This window comes from Actinokineospora sp. UV203 (assembly GCF_056323665.1).
Genome location: NZ_CM150484.1, coordinates 3791425 through 3805908 on the forward strand (window position 1 = coordinate 3791425; position 14484 = coordinate 3805908).

Sequence of the window (14484 nt, forward strand, 5' to 3'; positions counted from 1 at the left end):
GACCCCGAATCGTCGCCATCAAGGCGACCGAACCGCGCGCCCGAAGGGCGCGCCATTAACTCGGTCGGCTGGGGCGGGGGAGGGCGAGGGCGGCGTCTAGGTCGGTGTGGGCTTCGGGGTGGTTGTCCCACCACTTCGCGTAGGTCGGGTTGCGTTCCACGATCGAGCGGTAGGCGTGGGCGACGCAGGCGTAGACCTCCTGCCTGCGGGCGGCGAACATCCCGTCCAGCCGGATGACCACCACCACGGGCACAGTCAGGACGGACCCGCGCAGCGGCCGGATGACGAAGCCCGGCCCGCCCAGCGAGGCGGGTTGGGCCAGGCAGACCGCGCCCGCCGCGGCCAGCGCCATCGCCGTGCGGCCCTCGGTGACGTGGTGGGTGATGCGCGGGGTGAAGCCGAGCGACTCGCAGGTCGAGCGGAACCGCAGGCGCATGCTGTCCTGGTCCGGAGGGGGCACGACCCAGTCGAGGTCGGCCAGGTCGACCAGGTCGATCTCGTCCTGCTCGGCGAGCGGGCTGTCCGAGCTGAGCGCGACGAACTGCGGCTCCTCGACGATCGTGCGGACCTCGACGTCGGTCAGGGTGCGGTGCTCCATGCCCTCGAACCGCTCGAAGACGGCGAGATCGGCCTGCTTCGCGACGACGAGATCGAGCAGCGCGGATGCCGACGAGTCGATCTCGGTGCGCAGTTCGGCGGCGAACCAGGCCCGCAGCTCACCGATCAGCGCGCTGGTGAACAGCAGCGGCGTCGACGCGATGACCAGCGGCGTCTTCCCCGGCTGGCGCACGTGTGAGCGGGCCGTGGCCAGCAGTGCGGACATGTCCTCCAGCACGATCCGGGCCGAGCGGACCACGCTGCGGCCCAGCTCGGTCGGCACGCTGCCGTTGGGCGAACGCCGGAACAGCTCGCCGCCGATGAGCCGCTCGATCGAGCGCAGCTGGGCGGTGAGCGCGGGCTGGGTGACGCCGAGCCGGATCGCGGCCCGGGACACGCTGCCCTCGTCGGCGATGGCGCAGATCGCCCGCAGGTGACGAATCTCAAGTTCGGCCATAAGAGCAATTGATACCTGGCTCGGATGTGAGTCGGCTACCGGAAAGGTCGATATTGCGAACACAACTTCATTGCTGTTCGCATCCCTTCGCCTCGGACTTGGCCGGCCGCACCCGGCCAAGTCCGAGGCGAAGGGTTTTGCAGGGTCGAAGGCGACCGAAGGGCGCCGGACCCCGCTCGCTGGGAGCGGGTGTTCCGGGCGATGCGGTCTATGTGAACCGGATCAGTGCGGCGCCTGCGAGGACGAAGAAAACCAGGATGACCAAGGTGCTCGAACTGCCGCCGGTGGAGCTGGTGACGAGCTGATCGACAGCGCCGGTCAGGACGATGCCGCACTCGGCGGTGATCAGGTGGCGGCCGGGCACGATCTTGCTGAACTGCACCGTCGTCCGGAACTCGCCCAGCTCGTCCGCGACGGTCGCACCGACCTTCTCGCCACCCGACGTGAGCAGCACGGTGTGGTTGGGATCACACCCACGGCCAGTGGCTTCGAGGGAGTCACCGGGCTGGATGGCCTCGCGGTCGAGCTTGAGGTCCCGCTTGGGCTCGGGGACGTTGGTGATCTCGGGCGTCGTGGTGGGGACGTCCGTGGTCGCGGGTGTCGTGGTCGTGGTCGTGACGGGAGTGGTGGTGGTGGTCGTCGTCGGCCGCGTGGTGGTCGTGGTGGGCCGGGGACGGGTGGTTGTGGTGACGACCGGGGGCCTGGTCGTGGTGGTGACCGGCGGGTTCGTGGTCGTCGTGACCGGCGGCGTGGTCGGGACCGTTCCCTTGACCGTGTAGCGAGTGCCCGCCTTGTGCGCGGTCCCGCAAACCGCGGAGATGGAGTGGGTGGTCTGCGCGGCATTGGCAGGCACGTTGACCAGCACGGATCCGGAAGCCGCCGCGGTCTTGGCGGGGATCGGGCCGGGCGCCCAGGTGAAGTTGATGGTCTTGCAGTCGACCGGCGTCATCTTCCAGCTGATCGTGAAGCTGCCCCCGGCGGGTCCGCTGGCGGAGCTCAGCGAGAGGGTGAAACTGCGCGTGGGCTGCTGCGAAGTGGTCTGGGCGGAGGCCTGGGTCACTGGCAGCACCACTAGCGTCACGACAACTGTCGCAACGACGATGGCCACTAAGCGTCTAACACTGCGCACGGCTACTTCCCTCGTCCGATGGAACGCTCCGGCGAGCATCGACTCGCTGTAGCATTCCGCCTCAATCGGGCCCGTTCAACTAGGGGTTATCCCATGGGACGTCTTATCGCGGCGGCGGTTGCCCTTGTGACGGCAGCGCTGGTCTTGGGCGCGTCCCCAGCCGCCGCCCAGGATGGCGACGAGCCACTCAGAGTCACCGTCACGATCGACGGCAAGAACATCGACGGGCGGACGGTCACGCTCGACCCCCGCAAGGTCGCCGAGCTGTCGATCACCGCCGAGAACCCCGGGTCGAAACCGCAGAAGGTGCGGCTGATCAGGGTGTCCGGTGTGGCGCTCGCCCTGACCTTCTACGCCTACGACACCACACTCCCGTTCGAGGTCCCGGCGCGCGGCCGGACCACCCGGACGTTCCCGCTCGACGTGCGTGACCTCGACGGACAAGCCATCGGCCTGCTCCCGACGTCGGTCACCCTGCTCGACGACGACCGCACCGTGCTCGGCGGCGCGGAGACCGTGGCCGACGTCCAGGGGTCGTTCTGGTCGGTCTACGGCGTCTTCGGCCTGGCCATGCTGCTCCTGACCGCGCTCACCTGGGCGGGCGCGCTGCTCGCCCTCGCCCGCCACCGCCTCTCCCCCAACCGGTTCCGCCGGGCGCTGCGCTTCCTGCCCGCGGGCATCGGCACGGGACTGGTCGCAGTCGTCTCCCTGTCCGTGCTGCGCCTGGTGCCGCCCGAGGTCGAGGTGGAGATCCCGATCGTGCTCGGCGCGGCGCTCATCGCCATGGCCCTGGGCTTCCTGACCCCGCACCCGGTCCCGGACGCGCCCGCCGCCGCGCCGGTCCCCGACGACGGCCGGACCGTGAACCTCACGACCCAGCACCTCGATCCCCAAAGGTGGCCTGAATGACCGCACCCGCGGGTCTCGCCTCGGCACTGCCGCAGTACAGCGTCGGCGACAAGATCGGCTCCGGCGGCATGGGTGTGGTGTACGAAGGCGTGCACCGCTCGCTCGGCAGGCACGTGGCGATCAAGCAGCTGCCCGCCGACCTCATCGGCGACCCGGACGTCAACGCCCGGTTCGACCGGGAGGCGCGGGTGCTGGCCAGCCTCGACCACCCGCACATCGTGCCGGTCTACGACTATGTGCAGACCGGCCGCGACAACCTGCTGGTCATGGAGAAGCTCGACGGCGGCACCGTCTACTCCAAGTTCCACGACGAGGGCCTGACCGGCGAGCAGTCGTGCGCGATCGCGCTGGCGATGCTCGGCGGGCTGCACGCGGCGCACGCGGCAGGGGTGCTGCACCTCGACGTCAAGCCGAAGAACCTGCTCTTCACGTCGGCGGGCGTGATGAAGGTGGCCGACTTCGGGATCGCCCAGGTGGTCAGCGAGGGCGCCACGATGGTGACCCACGCGGGCGAGGTGCTCGGCACGCCGGCCTACATCGCGCCGGAACAGGCCATGGGCAACCCGCTCAGCCCGGCCGCCGACGTGTACGCGGCGGGCACGGTCCTCTACGAACTGCTCTGCGGCGAACTGCCCTACGACCGCACCCGCGGCGCGGTGAGCATGATGCGCCAACGCATCTTCAACGACCCGCAGCCGCTGCCGAGGGTGCCGGAGCCACTGTCCACAGTGGTCATGCGCAGCATCGCCCGCGAGCCGGTGCACCGCTACCGCGACGCCGAGGCGTTCGCCGTCGACCTCAGCGCGGCGGCGACCGCGGTGTTCGGCCCGGGCTGGCTGGAGCGCTCCCGCGTGCCGGTCCACCTAGGGCCGAGGGTGATGGGCAGCATCACCCAGCAGCTGCACCGCCAACCCGACGCGGCCACCATCGTCACCCCGCCGGTGCGCGGCACGGTCCACGAACCGACGCGCTCGATCGACTTCGCCGAAGCCCGCGGCCGTGGGCTTCGGCCCGCCAGCGAGCTGATGCGCCAGGGCCCGTCGCCGTTGTGGCCCGGCCTGGTCGCCGCGGTCGCGGTGATCGTCCTGGCGATCGTGCCCTTCCTTGCGCCTGCAACTCTCAGCCACCAAGACGAGGGCCAGAAGATCACCATCGATGGCACGCCGACCAAGGATGCGGTCGAGCTCAACCTGAGCAAACCGTTCAAGGTCACCGGCAGCGCGCCCGGCGAAGTGAAGATCTTGCTGGAGTTCAACGCGGCAGGCATCCCGATGGGCGGCAGGCTCGTGCCGACCGTTCGGCCCAACCCGGACGGCACGTTCGAGGCGATCGTGGAGCCCAGCGCGATCATGCGCTGGACGGTCGGCGGCGCGGCGACCGGCGAGATCACGATCGGCGACAGACCCGTGCAGCGGTTCACGGTGGTCAGCAAGCAGCACCCGATGGCTAGCGTCATGGGCGCGGGCAGCCTGTTGCTCGGCCTGTTCGGCTTGGCCTACATCGAGTCGACCATGCGCACCCTGCGCCGAGGACACCGCCGCCCGGCCGCCCCCTTCACCGCGCTGCCACTGGGTGCGCTCGTGGGCGCGGCGGTGTGGCTGCTGGTCTCGGTCCTGACCACCCGCGAACCGTCCCTCACCTACGGCATCGCCTCAGCCGCCGTGGGTGCGCTCGCCGCCGCGAGCCTGGTCCTCGCGACGGCGTGGTCGGCGCGCAAGCGGTCGGCCTAGGCGAGCCGGTAGCGCAGGCTGTCGATCTGGTCCTGCTCGATCTGCGCGAGCGTGATGTTCGGGTCACCGAGGTGCGCGTGCGACACCTCGGCCGGGTTCGGCTGGGCATCGGCGGACGGCCAGGTCTCCGGCTGCCAGACCCCGGACCGCACGAAAGCCTTGGGGCAGTGGGTGAACACCTCGTCCGGCGTCACGACGAGTGCCGACCGCGGCGGCTTGCCCACGTTGGTCAGCCCGGCCAGCAAGTCCGGGCGCGCGGACACACAAGCCCGTCCGTTGACCCGCAGCGTCTGCCCGCGCCCCGGGATCAGGAAGATCAGCCCGAGCCGCCCGGTCTCCACGACGTTGCGAAGCGTGTCGATCCGCCGGTTGCCGGTGGCGTCGGGGATGACCACCGTGCCGTCGTCGAGCACGGACACGAACCCGGCCGGCCCGCCGCGCGGGGTCACGTCGCACCGACCCTGGGCGTCGGCGCTGGCCAGGAACACGATCGGCGAACAGGCGATCAGCTTGCGCGCCATGTCGTCGAGCGCCGGAATCTCCTTGCTCGCGGCCGCCCCGGACGGCATCTCGTAGATCTCGCGCAGCGCGTCGGTGCTGGTAATCGCGTCGGAGAACAGATCATGGGTCACTCGCCCCAAAGTACGTGGTGCGAGGACAGGCGAGAGGGGACAGAACTATGGAACGAATCACAGGCATCGGCGGCTTCTTCTTCCGGTCGCGCGACCCCGAGAGACTGACCCGCTGGTACGAGACCAACCTGGGTATCCCCGGCCCGCCGGAGAGCTACGACGAGCGGTCATGAGTCGAGGTCGAGGTGCATGGCGAGACCTATCCGAACGGGCGATTCGCCGACCTGGCCGCCCCGGAGGGGAATCCCGTCCAGCTATGGGAACCCGCGGGCGCCGACGCCGTTTCCTGAGCGTCCACCTCACTCAGGAGAGTGATCCTTGCCGACGTGGCCCCGGGCCACCCTCCGGTGAATAACCCGCTGAGCCAAGCGGCTTGTCAGGCAAGACGAGTCAGGCCCCGGCCACACCAGCGTGTGGACGGGGCCTGACCTGCGAGCCGCCTAAGGGAGTCGAACCCTTGACCTATTCATTACGAGGGTGACCAGTCATTTGTTGACCGTGACGTCTGTGCTGTTCAGAGCCTTACAGCGTCCACAGACGTCCGGGGTTGTCCCGGCTCGAACGACCAGGTTGTCACCCAGTTCGTCACCCAATCCGGGTGGCAGCAGGCGGCTGAAATCCACGGCCGCTGCAGCGGCCTCCACCTGGCCAGACGCCCCATCACACCGCCCATGGGCCGCTAGGCCCGTCACGGCCAACTCAGCCGCCCGAAATCCCTGGACAAGCCCTCAAACTCCGTTCGCCACGTTGTGAAGCCCACCAGGTGTCTGAACCTGGGCAATCTCACTGGCCTACGATTCGACGTACTCAAATCGCGGCTTCGGATGCATGAGGAACTCCGTGTGTGAAATGTTCCAAGCATAGGCTCCGGCCATGGCGAACTCGATAATATCGCCCGGATTCACGTCAATAGGCACGTCGCGCGCCAAGGTGTCTTTTGGCGTGCAAAGCTGACCCACGATCGTCGTTGGTTCACCTAGCACGCCGTTTGCGATCGGCTGACTGTGGTTCTTGGTAGCGGGCGTACGGATGTGGTGGGTACCACCAGCGACGACTGCAAACCGCTTGCCGTGTACTCGCTTGACGTCAATAACCTGGGTAACGTACTTGCCGCAGTATACGGAGACGGATCGCCCTGGCTCGATTCGGAGCACTTCACCGGGTGCCCGCATCTTCATCAAGCCGTTTCCGTACGTTTCCCAGTCAAACCTGTCGTTCGGGTTCACGTAGGAAACCGCCATCCCCCCTCCAAGGTTCACCTCGGAAATGCCAAGGCTCCTAGTGTAATCCAGAACGGACTCGGCAAGATTTAGCATGGCCAGCGCATCAAGACCACTTGCAAGGTGCGCGTGAATTCCGCGCAAGCGCACTGCCTGTTGACGTTTGAGGATGTCAACCGCCCTTTGCACATCGCCAGGGTCCATGCCGAATGGTGTGGCACCACCGCCCATGACGAGCGCCGCGCCGGTGACGGTTATATCAAGATTAACCCTCAGCAGAATGTCGGCCGCCCTACCCGAGTCTATGAGACGGGAAAGTTCGCCGAGGCTTTCGACGTGCAACCGGGTCACGTCGCTAAACAGCTCCGGGTCAGTCTTACCTGGACCACCAAAGGCCACTGGAGCGTCCGGGAAGTGATCGCGAATATGCGTGAGTTCACCGCCCGACGCAACCTCGAATCCATCCACGTAGCGATAAATGACATCGAGTAGCCGGGGGTCAGGATTTGCCTTGACTGCATAGTAGAGTTCAATGTCACCCATGGCATCCCGGATATTGGCCACATGCCGATCAAGATCGGATAGGTCGTAGATGTAGGCCGGGTAGCCTTGCTCGTTCGGGTTCACTTATTCCTCAACTCAGGTAAGCGCGAATTCGTTTTCGATGATGAGATAGTGGGCAGGAGTCACGGTAGTCGTCACCTCGACTGCCCGCCCATTGTCCAACTTGCCGGTGTGGCAGATGTCCAGGACGCTCCTTTCTGTGCTGATCTCCAGCGCCCGACTCTCGATGTCGGTCGGCTGCCGAACCTTGACGCGCTCGACTGCGCTCTTTTGTGCATAGCCAAGGTCAGCCAGCGTTGACTTGACGCCACCCACGATGATTGCGTCCGCGTCTTCCAGCACGGTCCCACCAGCGATCTCAAGCGGGAAGTACGAAGCGTTCAAACGCACTGGGATACCCGATGCCAGCAAGCGCCGCCGCCGGACGACCGCATTGATTCGACCCGATTCGAGGCCCAGGATGGCCGCGATCCCTTCAGGTGCCTCCATGCGCTCCGTAGTGATCTCGTGCCGTGGTTCCAGGCCAAGTGTCCTCACCTCGGCATCGAACGCACCGCGCGCCTGAGACTGCTCGCGCGTGTCCCGCGAGTAGCGAGCTGCTGAGTGCAGGATCGGCGGCAGCCACGTCACCATGGTCCCCCGCCCCTGACGCCCTCTGACCAGCCCTTCAGCCGCCAGCACCTGCATTGCCCGGTTGACCAGGCTGCGGGAGACCCCGAACTCAGCCGCCAGTTCCGGTTCGGGCGGTAGCACCGTCGCCGATGGGTAGCGCCCGTCAACGATCGCAGCCTTGATGCTCGCGGCGATCTGTCGGAAGTCCAACTTTCCGCCCTGCTCCACAGCGTCTCCTCATGTTCACTCGTTTGGGGTAATGACAAACGTTTGGCGTTTTGCCATGCTTCCTACGTCAAACGTTTGTCGAACTCACTCTACAGGAGGCCCCGAGATGGCGAAGTCAGCGCTTCACCTGCCGAAGATCAATGGCGGCAAGACGAAGAAAGTCGTTCTGCTCGTGCTGGCCGCTCTCCTGTTTTTCGTGATCAAGGACCCGATCGGGACCGCGCACTTCGTGAGCGCCGCCGGCGACAAAGCGGGAGCGGTCATCGACGGCTTGACCACGTTCGCCCGCGCCCTGTTCCAGTGATCAGCGAAGGCGCTGATCGAGCAATGACGTTCCTCAACGTGCTCTTCGCCTGAATGGAGTTCCTTCTCATGTACAGCAACGAATCCGCGCCGTGGTTCGACCCCGATGGTTACACCGAGTCTGAGATCGATGCGCTGATGACCGAGGTGTTCGCCCAGGTTGTGCCGGTACGTCAGCCGACGTCGCCGTTCGCCGACCAGGTGGCCGACATGCGGCGTGAGCGTCGCCGTTGGAACCGGCGGGCCGCGACGTGGTCCACGCTCCTCGGCGGCAACGTGCTGGTCGGTGGGATGCCCAGTCAGGGCAAGTCGAGCGGAATCGGCCACTTCCCGGTGTCCTCGCCCAAGATCGAGGCCGCGTGATGACGATGAGGATCACCGACGACGCGATGGTCAGCGACCGCACCCGGCATGAGGCGCACACGGTGCACTCGGGTGAGACCTACGGGCCGTGGGCGGTGTCGTGGCTGCCCGAGCGGTTCATCAACCGCAACCAGGCCATCACCGCAATGACGCTCGCCGAGACCGTCGCGGACATCCTGCTGACGACCCACGACCTGACGATGTGGGCGGTCATCGACGACTGGGCCGCCGAGCTGGGCCTGACCGGCCCGGACGCGGTCGGCCGCATCGCCCACCACGGCCACTGGGGTGGTGACCGATGAGCGCCACGAAGTGGGTCCTGCTGGCTGTCGCGGTCGCCGCGATGGCTGGACACAAGCCGGCCAGCACCCCGGTCACACCGATCGCACCGATCGCACCGACCAGGCCCGCGCTCACCAAGCCCGCAACGGCCAACCCCAAGCCCACGGAGGACCCGGACGGGCCGACCCGGCCGAACGGGTTGCCCTGGGAGTACAGCTACGAATGCGACCTACAGGGGCACCCGTTCAACATCTACCCGGACACCCCGATCATGCGACGGGCCGCCATCGACGGGTGCGCACTGCCGCCCGATTGGCCTGCCGACGCGAAGCCGCCCAAGCCGGTCGGGACGAGGTGAACCCGCGATGAGCGGACGCCAGTACCCGTGGGTGCTCACCGATGTGCCGTGGTCGCCGTGCCAGGAGTTCACCAGGGGCAAGCACCTGGGGTTGCCGCTGCTCTCGTGGGGCATCGCCCCGCGGGGCCTGCTGGCCACCCGCCGCCAGTTGCGGGCACTCGGGTTGCGGCCGAACGGTCAGGAACCGGTGGCCTACATGTACTTCCGGTGCCGCCGCGCCTGCAAGCAGGTCTTCGCCGAACTGTTCCTCATCTCCACGGCCGCGCCGAAGCGCACCGCCACCCCCGCCCAGCAGACCGCCATCGCGAAAGCCAACCTCGCCCGCCGCATCTGCGGCACCTGCGGTCGCGACGCCGGATACGTCGTGCCGCGTGACCACGGCCTGTGCCACCCCTGCTGGGAGACCGGCGAGTACGGCACCACAGCCCCGAGCGCGACCACGACCGAATGGGAGATCGCAGCGTGAACACCGACCACGACCCCGAGCCGGGGACCGACTGCCCGTACTGCGAATGCGAGTTCGGCCACGCGCCGGGCTGCCCGAACGCCCGACGTCAGAACAGGTGAATGCGATGACGAACCAGGAGACACCCGTGGAGTACCAGGAGAACCCGGCCGTGGCGACGCTGACCGCCGACATCGTCGCGGTCGCGATGATCGATGGCGAGTTCCACGTGCTGCTGATCAAGCGCGGATGGAATCCGTTCGTGGGCCGCTGGGCGCTGCCCGGTGGGAAGGTCGACGCGGGCGAGACGTTCGAGTCCGCCGCGCGTCGGGAACTCGCCGAGGAAACCGGTGTCGACGCCAACCGGGCGCGGCTGTTCACCAGGGTCGGGGTCTACGACGCACCCGAGCGTGACCCGCGTGGCCGGTACGTCTCAGCGGCCTACCTGGCCACCTACGACACCGCCCCGACCGCCACCGCCGGGGACGATGCCACCGCCGCGCAGTGGGTGCCGCTGGCCCCGCTGCTGGGCGACCCGACCGCACTGGCCTTCGACCACGCGGCGATCCTCGCCGACACCGCGCACCTGCTCAACCCGCCCGTGTCGCCGACCCACACCGAAACGAGGTGAACCGCCATGTGCCCGGAGGGTTGCTACAAGCACTACGACCCGAACACCCGCAAGTGGGTGTGCTGCAAGTGCGGCCACTGAACCCGTTCCGCCCCACTGAATCCCGTACGTCCGAAAGGGACATAGCTGTCATGGCACGCAAGAACGAGAACGACAGGGCCGAAGCAGACCGCAAGTTCTTCGCGTTGCGGGAGTCCGGCTACCGAGGGCCGATCGACCAGGACGGCAACAAGGTGACCAGCGGTCGCCACGCCGAAATCCTCGCCGCCCTAGCCGAGATCCCCAGCGACTCGAAGCGGAGGTCCTCATGACCACGCACTCGACGACCACCCGGACCGGCGGTCACTCCGCCAAGAACGCCCGCCAGTCCGGGGCTCCCAACCACCACGAGGCGACTGGAGAGAACCCCATGATGCTTGACGCCCTGACCACCGGCCCACTGTGGGCCGAGATGTTCGAGTCCGAGCGGACCGCGCACCGCGTCACCGTCGACTGGGCGGGTGGCCTGTCGCTGGACAACGTGCAGCTGCGTTACGAGCTGCACAAGGCCCGCCAGCAGCGCGCCGCCCTCTGGGCGCTGCTGTGCGAGCAGACCCGCACCGTCCGCACGCTGCGGGCCGAGTTGGACGAACTCGCCGCCGAGTGCACCACCCATGAGGACGCCATCGCCGAGCTGCGCCACGAGATCGACGGGGGGAACCACTGATGGGCAAGAAGGCGAAGCGCCCCATCGACTACGTGCACGTGGGCAAGCGGTCGTGGTGGGACAGCAAGGTCAAGACCCTGTGCGGGATGACCCTGGGCAAGGGCTCCAAGCACGTCATGTTCACCGCCATCGACTGCCCGGCCTGCAAGGCCGCCGAGAAGCGTGGGGAGAAGCTCTGATGGCCACGATCACGAGCACGCAGAAGGCGTACCCGGTGCCGGAGGAAGCGATCGTGGCCCGGTTGCGGACCCGGTCCGCCGAGTCCGGGGACCTGCCCTCCCGCAACCAGATCATGACCGAGTTCAAGGTGGGTGCACCGAAGGCGAAGCGGGTGCTGGACCTGCTCACCGAACCCGCACCCGCCACCACGGCGGACCCGGTCACGGTCGAGCACGACGACATGCCCACCGACCCGTTCCCGGTTCAGACCCACCCCGTGGACCCGATCACGACCGAGACCGCCGCCCCGGTATCCGTGCAGGTCACCCCAGCCGGAGACCCGGACACGGACCCGGTTCCCGACACCGTGACGACACCGGCCACGCCGGTCCCGGCCGCCCGTACCGGCCTGGTGCGGTTGCCCCGACACTGGCCGCTACTGCTGCTGGCCGCGCCCGCGTTCGTCGCGATCTGGGGTGGCTGGGTGGGTCTGGGCAAGCTCGCCGGGTTCGGCGAGATCGTCCTGCTGCCCGGTATCGCCGACAGCTTCACCCTCGACAGCTCGATCACGCTGCCGATCGGGGTGGAGACCTACGCCGCCTACGCCCTGAAGGTCTGGCTCACCGGTGGGCACGGCACCAAGGTCACACGGTTCGCCAAGTGGTCCGCCATCGGGTCTCTCGTCCTGGGTGCGGCCGGTCAGGTGGCCTACCACCTGATGACCGCCGCCCACATGAACACCGCACCCTGGCCGATCACCACCCTTGTGGCCTGCCTGCCCGTGGTCGTCCTCGGGTCCGGCGCCGCGCTGGCTCACCTCACCCACCACACCGACGACACGGAGGTGACCGCATGAGCAACCCCAACACCGAACGTCCATTCGACACGGACAACGTGATCCCGCTGCGCGCCAACAACACCGCTACCGGCACCGACGTGGACACGGTGGTGATCGACGCGGAGATCGTGGCAGACGAGCCGGGAACGGCGATCGAGCGCCGCACCCGCACGGCCGCCGATCGGGTCGCGACCACCCGCGCCATGGTCGTGGCCACCGCGCGGCGGGTGCAGACCGTGGCCACCCACGACACCACCAAGACCGTAGCCAAAACCGTGCTGCGCAACGTGTTGTACGTGCCTGCCGGGGTCAAGGTCGTCGGCAAACGGGTGTGGGACTCCCGCACCACATCCCGGTATGAGCGGATGATGCGCGCCGCCGAAGCCGCGGGCGACATGGAGACGTTGACTCTGTGGGAGGAACGCGGTGAGCGGTTCAAGGCCGGCCGCCACGGACGCGCGATGGACTGGCTCAACGCGCCGCTGTTGGTGGCGAAAGCCCTGCTGATCGGGGCGGTTTCCCTGCTGTGTGTCCTGATCGGACTCGGGGTGATCCTGGCTTGTGCGCAGAAGGACATCGCCGCGTTCCTCGACCCGTTCAACGCCGTGCTCACGTTCGTGTCCTGGGTGGTTGTGGTGGTCACCGTGGCTTGGGGGCCGCTGGTGTTGGCCGCCCCGTGGGTGGGGTTGGCCTACCTGTGGAACGAGGGACGCCGCCGCGCCGACAGTTCGGCGATGGGGTGGCTGAGCACGACCAAGAACACCGCCGCAGAAGGTGGGGTGTTGCTCACCGCTGACGGCATCGTCCGGGCGCTGCAACACCTGGGTGTTCCCGCGATGAACAAGGCGTTCAAGAACGGGTGGCTGCCCCGGTTCGACCTGACCCCCACCAGGGAAGGCTCCGGGGTGTTCAAGGGATACCGGGCCATTTTCGACCTGCCCCCCGGTGTCACCCCGACCATGGTCGCCGACAAGCGCGACGTGTTGGGCGCGAACCTCTACCGCAACGCCGTGGAGGTGTGGCCCAGCGATTACGGCAAGGAGAAGGGCGGCAAACCTACCTTCGTCAACCTCTACGTCGCCGACGCCGGTGTCATGGAGAAGCCCACTCCTCAGTACCCGCTGATGAACGAGGGCACCGCGGACGTGTTCGCCGGGGTTCCGGTGGGTATCACCCAACGCGGCGACATCGTGTCCTACACGCTGGTCGGATCGAACTTCGGATTCGGTGGGCAACCTGGACAGGGCAAGTCCAACGCCGCCCGAGTCGTCATGGCAGGCGCGGCGCTGGACCCGCTCGCCGAGCTGCGCGTGCACGTGTTCGCCGGGAACGGTGACTTCGACGCCTTCACCCCCCGCCTGTCGACCTATCACAAGGGGGCCACACCCGAACACGCCCAGATCGCCACCGAGCATCTGCGTGAGCTCTACGACGAGGTCGGACGCCGCGAGGAACGCCTCGCCGAGATCGGCGCGAAGAAACTCACCCGCCCCATTGCCGAGCAGCACCCCGACTTGCGGCCGATCGTGGCCATGTTCTCCGAATGCCACGAACTGTTCACCGACAGCGTGTGCGGCAAGGAAGCCGCCGAACTGGCCATCGCCACGGTGAAGCGGGGCCGCAAGGTCGGTGTCGTCACCGGGTACGACACCCAGTCCTCACGGGCCGACGCCATCCCGTCGCAACTGGTCGAGAACCTGGGCATCAACGGGTGTTTCTCGGTCAAGACCTGGCGCAGCAACGACGGATTCCTCGGCGATGGCAGCTTCGCCGCCGGTATCCGCGCCACCGAACTTCGCTTCAACGTCGACCGGGGAACCATGGTCGCCACCGGAGTCAGCGACGAACTCTTCGAGATCGTGCGCACGTTCTTCCTCGAAGTCAACGACGACAGCGGATGGGACGCCGCCACCGACATCATCGAGCGCGCCATGAACCAACTCGCCCCTGGCACCCCAGCCGCGGGCGACCGGCCCACCCCGCTGGTCGAGACCACGCGCGACCTGCTCGACGACCTCGACGACGTCCTCGGCGACGAGCCCGTCCCCGCCGGGGAAGCCCTCGGCGCGCTGCGCACCCTCGCACCGACCTGGCGACCGTACAAGGACCTCACCGTGCCCAAACTCGTCGCCGCACTCGCCAAACTCGGCGTCCGGGTGCCCAGCAGCAAGAACAAATACCCCATCGACCCTGTCACCGTGCGTAACACCATGGCCATGCGGTCGACAGCCGACCTCGACGACGACAACCACGGGTGAGTTAGCCCGGCAGGAACCTCGCTGCACCCCGAAAACGGCACCCGGAGCACCGCCCAGGGACGG

At 67.5% G+C, this 14484-nt stretch carries 19 protein-coding genes; 14 read left to right on the forward strand and 5 right to left on the reverse strand.

Annotated features, from left to right (window positions below):
* Window positions 1-55 precede the first annotated feature (55 nt).
* Both ACUZ2Y_RS17880 and ACUZ2Y_RS17885 read right to left on the reverse strand, forming a co-directional pair.
* Window positions 56-1054 (reverse strand): LysR family transcriptional regulator, encoded by a 999-nt coding sequence (locus ACUZ2Y_RS17880; protein WP_476320276.1) that lies wholly within the window; start codon window positions 1052-1054, stop codon window positions 56-58.
* 208 nt (window positions 1055-1262) lie between these two features.
* Window positions 1263-2114 carry a hypothetical protein gene (locus tag ACUZ2Y_RS17885; protein WP_476320278.1) on the reverse strand — a complete coding sequence of 284 codons (852 nt, stop codon included), beginning with the start codon at window positions 2112-2114 and terminating at the stop codon, window positions 1263-1265.
* Between the two features lie 162 nt (window positions 2115-2276).
* On the opposite strand from ACUZ2Y_RS17885, the gene ACUZ2Y_RS17890 reads away from it, so the two are divergent.
* Together ACUZ2Y_RS17890 and ACUZ2Y_RS17895 are read left to right on the forward strand one after the other, a co-directional pair.
* Complete coding sequence (locus ACUZ2Y_RS17890) at window positions 2277-3092, forward strand: hypothetical protein (RefSeq protein ID WP_476320280.1); 816 nt, start codon at window positions 2277-2279, stop codon at window positions 3090-3092.
* The gene (locus ACUZ2Y_RS17895; RefSeq protein WP_476320282.1) at window positions 3089-4822 is read left to right on the forward strand and encodes a serine/threonine-protein kinase; all 1734 of its coding nucleotides are present in this window, start codon (window positions 3089-3091) and stop codon (window positions 4820-4822) included. Before ACUZ2Y_RS17890 ends, ACUZ2Y_RS17895 begins: the two co-directional genes overlap by 4 nt.
* Here the strand turns inward: ACUZ2Y_RS17895 and ACUZ2Y_RS17900 are convergent.
* Complete coding sequence (locus ACUZ2Y_RS17900) at window positions 4819-5454, reverse strand: MSMEG_1061 family FMN-dependent PPOX-type flavoprotein (protein ID WP_476320285.1); 636 nt, start codon at window positions 5452-5454, stop codon at window positions 4819-4821. The genes ACUZ2Y_RS17895 and ACUZ2Y_RS17900 overlap by 4 nt on opposite strands.
* 47 nt (window positions 5455-5501) lie before the next feature.
* On the opposite strand from ACUZ2Y_RS17900, the gene ACUZ2Y_RS17905 reads away from it, so the two are divergent.
* Window positions 5502-5627, forward strand: coding sequence for a hypothetical protein (locus tag ACUZ2Y_RS17905; RefSeq protein ID WP_476320287.1), 126 nt, complete (start codon window positions 5502-5504; stop codon window positions 5625-5627).
* 618 nt (window positions 5628-6245) lie between these two features.
* Here ACUZ2Y_RS17905 and ACUZ2Y_RS17910 read toward each other — a convergent pair.
* Complete coding sequence (locus ACUZ2Y_RS17910; protein ID WP_476320289.1) at window positions 6246-7301, reverse strand: alanine racemase; 1056 nt, start codon at window positions 7299-7301, stop codon at window positions 6246-6248.
* Window positions 7302-7313: 12 nt separating this feature from the next.
* On the reverse strand, window positions 7314-8078 hold the full coding sequence (locus tag ACUZ2Y_RS17915; protein ID WP_476320291.1) for a GntR family transcriptional regulator: 765 nt from the start codon (window positions 8076-8078) through the stop codon (window positions 7314-7316).
* 106 nt (window positions 8079-8184) lie between these two features.
* Here ACUZ2Y_RS17915 and ACUZ2Y_RS17920 point away from each other — a divergent pair, with 106 nt between their 5' ends.
* The 11 genes from ACUZ2Y_RS17920 (at window position 8185) to ACUZ2Y_RS17970 (ending at window position 14421) form a co-directional block, all read left to right on the forward strand.
* Window positions 8185-8382, forward strand: coding sequence for a hypothetical protein (locus ACUZ2Y_RS17920; RefSeq protein ID WP_476320293.1), 198 nt, complete (start codon window positions 8185-8187; stop codon window positions 8380-8382).
* A gap of 68 nt (window positions 8383-8450) precedes the next feature.
* Window positions 8451-8744: a hypothetical protein gene (locus ACUZ2Y_RS17925; RefSeq protein WP_476320295.1), complete on the forward strand. Its 294-nt coding sequence runs from the start codon at window positions 8451-8453 to the stop codon at window positions 8742-8744.
* Entirely contained in the window at window positions 8744-9046 is a 303-nt protein-coding gene (locus ACUZ2Y_RS17930) for a hypothetical protein (RefSeq protein WP_476320297.1), read from the forward strand. Before ACUZ2Y_RS17925 ends, ACUZ2Y_RS17930 begins: the two co-directional genes overlap by 1 nt.
* On the forward strand, window positions 9043-9384 hold the full coding sequence (locus tag ACUZ2Y_RS17935; RefSeq protein ID WP_476320299.1) for a hypothetical protein: 342 nt from the start codon (window positions 9043-9045) through the stop codon (window positions 9382-9384). Before ACUZ2Y_RS17930 ends, ACUZ2Y_RS17935 begins: the two co-directional genes overlap by 4 nt.
* Before the next feature lie 7 nt (window positions 9385-9391).
* Window positions 9392-9850 carry an RRQRL motif-containing zinc-binding protein gene (locus tag ACUZ2Y_RS17940; protein WP_476320301.1) on the forward strand — a complete coding sequence of 153 codons (459 nt, stop codon included), beginning with the start codon at window positions 9392-9394 and terminating at the stop codon, window positions 9848-9850.
* A 106-nt stretch (window positions 9851-9956) separates the two neighbouring features.
* The gene (locus tag ACUZ2Y_RS17945; RefSeq protein WP_476320303.1) at window positions 9957-10460 is read left to right on the forward strand and encodes an NUDIX domain-containing protein; all 504 of its coding nucleotides are present in this window, start codon (window positions 9957-9959) and stop codon (window positions 10458-10460) included.
* A gap of 131 nt (window positions 10461-10591) precedes the next feature.
* Entirely contained in the window at window positions 10592-10771 is a 180-nt protein-coding gene (locus ACUZ2Y_RS17950; RefSeq protein WP_476320305.1) for a hypothetical protein, read from the forward strand.
* Window positions 10768-11166, forward strand: coding sequence for a hypothetical protein (locus ACUZ2Y_RS17955; RefSeq protein ID WP_476320307.1), 399 nt, complete (start codon window positions 10768-10770; stop codon window positions 11164-11166). The genes ACUZ2Y_RS17950 and ACUZ2Y_RS17955 overlap by 4 nt, the downstream gene beginning before the upstream one ends.
* Window positions 11166-11345 carry a hypothetical protein gene (locus tag ACUZ2Y_RS17960; RefSeq protein WP_476320309.1) on the forward strand — a complete coding sequence of 60 codons (180 nt, stop codon included), beginning with the start codon at window positions 11166-11168 and terminating at the stop codon, window positions 11343-11345. The genes ACUZ2Y_RS17955 and ACUZ2Y_RS17960 overlap by 1 nt, the downstream gene beginning before the upstream one ends.
* The gene (locus tag ACUZ2Y_RS17965; protein ID WP_476320311.1) at window positions 11345-12181 is read left to right on the forward strand and encodes an ABC transporter permease; all 837 of its coding nucleotides are present in this window, start codon (window positions 11345-11347) and stop codon (window positions 12179-12181) included. Before ACUZ2Y_RS17960 ends, ACUZ2Y_RS17965 begins: the two co-directional genes overlap by 1 nt.
* Window positions 12178-14421, forward strand: coding sequence for a cell division protein FtsK (locus ACUZ2Y_RS17970; protein ID WP_476320313.1), 2244 nt, complete (start codon window positions 12178-12180; stop codon window positions 14419-14421). The genes ACUZ2Y_RS17965 and ACUZ2Y_RS17970 overlap by 4 nt, the downstream gene beginning before the upstream one ends.
* The last annotated feature ends 63 nt before the right edge of the window (window positions 14422-14484 follow it).

What these genes read in the sequence shown, in the direction of transcription:
- ACUZ2Y_RS17935 (WP_476320299.1), top strand. Translation starts at nt 9,043, where the DNA reads ATGAGCGCCACGAAGTGGGTCCTGCTGGCTGTCGCGGTCGCCGCGATG.
- ACUZ2Y_RS17890 (WP_476320280.1), top strand. Translation starts at nt 2,277, where the DNA reads ATGGGACGTCTTATCGCGGCGGCGGTTGCCCTTGTGACGGCAGCGCTG.
- ACUZ2Y_RS17955 (WP_476320307.1), top strand. Translation starts at nt 10,768, where the DNA reads ATGACCACGCACTCGACGACCACCCGGACCGGCGGTCACTCCGCCAAG.
- ACUZ2Y_RS17965 (WP_476320311.1), top strand. Translation starts at nt 11,345, where the DNA reads ATGGCCACGATCACGAGCACGCAGAAGGCGTACCCGGTGCCGGAGGAA.
- ACUZ2Y_RS17950 (WP_476320305.1), top strand. Translation starts at nt 10,592, where the DNA reads ATGGCACGCAAGAACGAGAACGACAGGGCCGAAGCAGACCGCAAGTTC.
- ACUZ2Y_RS17930 (WP_476320297.1), top strand. Translation starts at nt 8,744, where the DNA reads ATGACGATGAGGATCACCGACGACGCGATGGTCAGCGACCGCACCCGG.
- ACUZ2Y_RS17880 (WP_476320276.1), bottom strand. Translation starts at nt 1,054, where the DNA reads ATGGCCGAACTTGAGATTCGTCACCTGCGGGCGATCTGCGCCATCGCC.
- ACUZ2Y_RS17940 (WP_476320301.1), top strand. Translation starts at nt 9,392, where the DNA reads ATGAGCGGACGCCAGTACCCGTGGGTGCTCACCGATGTGCCGTGGTCG.
- ACUZ2Y_RS17895 (WP_476320282.1), top strand. Translation starts at nt 3,089, where the DNA reads ATGACCGCACCCGCGGGTCTCGCCTCGGCACTGCCGCAGTACAGCGTC.
- ACUZ2Y_RS17905 (WP_476320287.1), top strand. Translation starts at nt 5,502, where the DNA reads ATGGAACGAATCACAGGCATCGGCGGCTTCTTCTTCCGGTCGCGCGAC.
- ACUZ2Y_RS17970 (WP_476320313.1), top strand. Translation starts at nt 12,178, where the DNA reads ATGAGCAACCCCAACACCGAACGTCCATTCGACACGGACAACGTGATC.
- ACUZ2Y_RS17960 (WP_476320309.1), top strand. Translation starts at nt 11,166, where the DNA reads ATGGGCAAGAAGGCGAAGCGCCCCATCGACTACGTGCACGTGGGCAAG.
- ACUZ2Y_RS17945 (WP_476320303.1), top strand. Translation starts at nt 9,957, where the DNA reads ATGACGAACCAGGAGACACCCGTGGAGTACCAGGAGAACCCGGCCGTG.
- ACUZ2Y_RS17925 (WP_476320295.1), top strand. Translation starts at nt 8,451, where the DNA reads ATGTACAGCAACGAATCCGCGCCGTGGTTCGACCCCGATGGTTACACC.
- ACUZ2Y_RS17920 (WP_476320293.1), top strand. Translation starts at nt 8,185, where the DNA reads ATGGCGAAGTCAGCGCTTCACCTGCCGAAGATCAATGGCGGCAAGACG.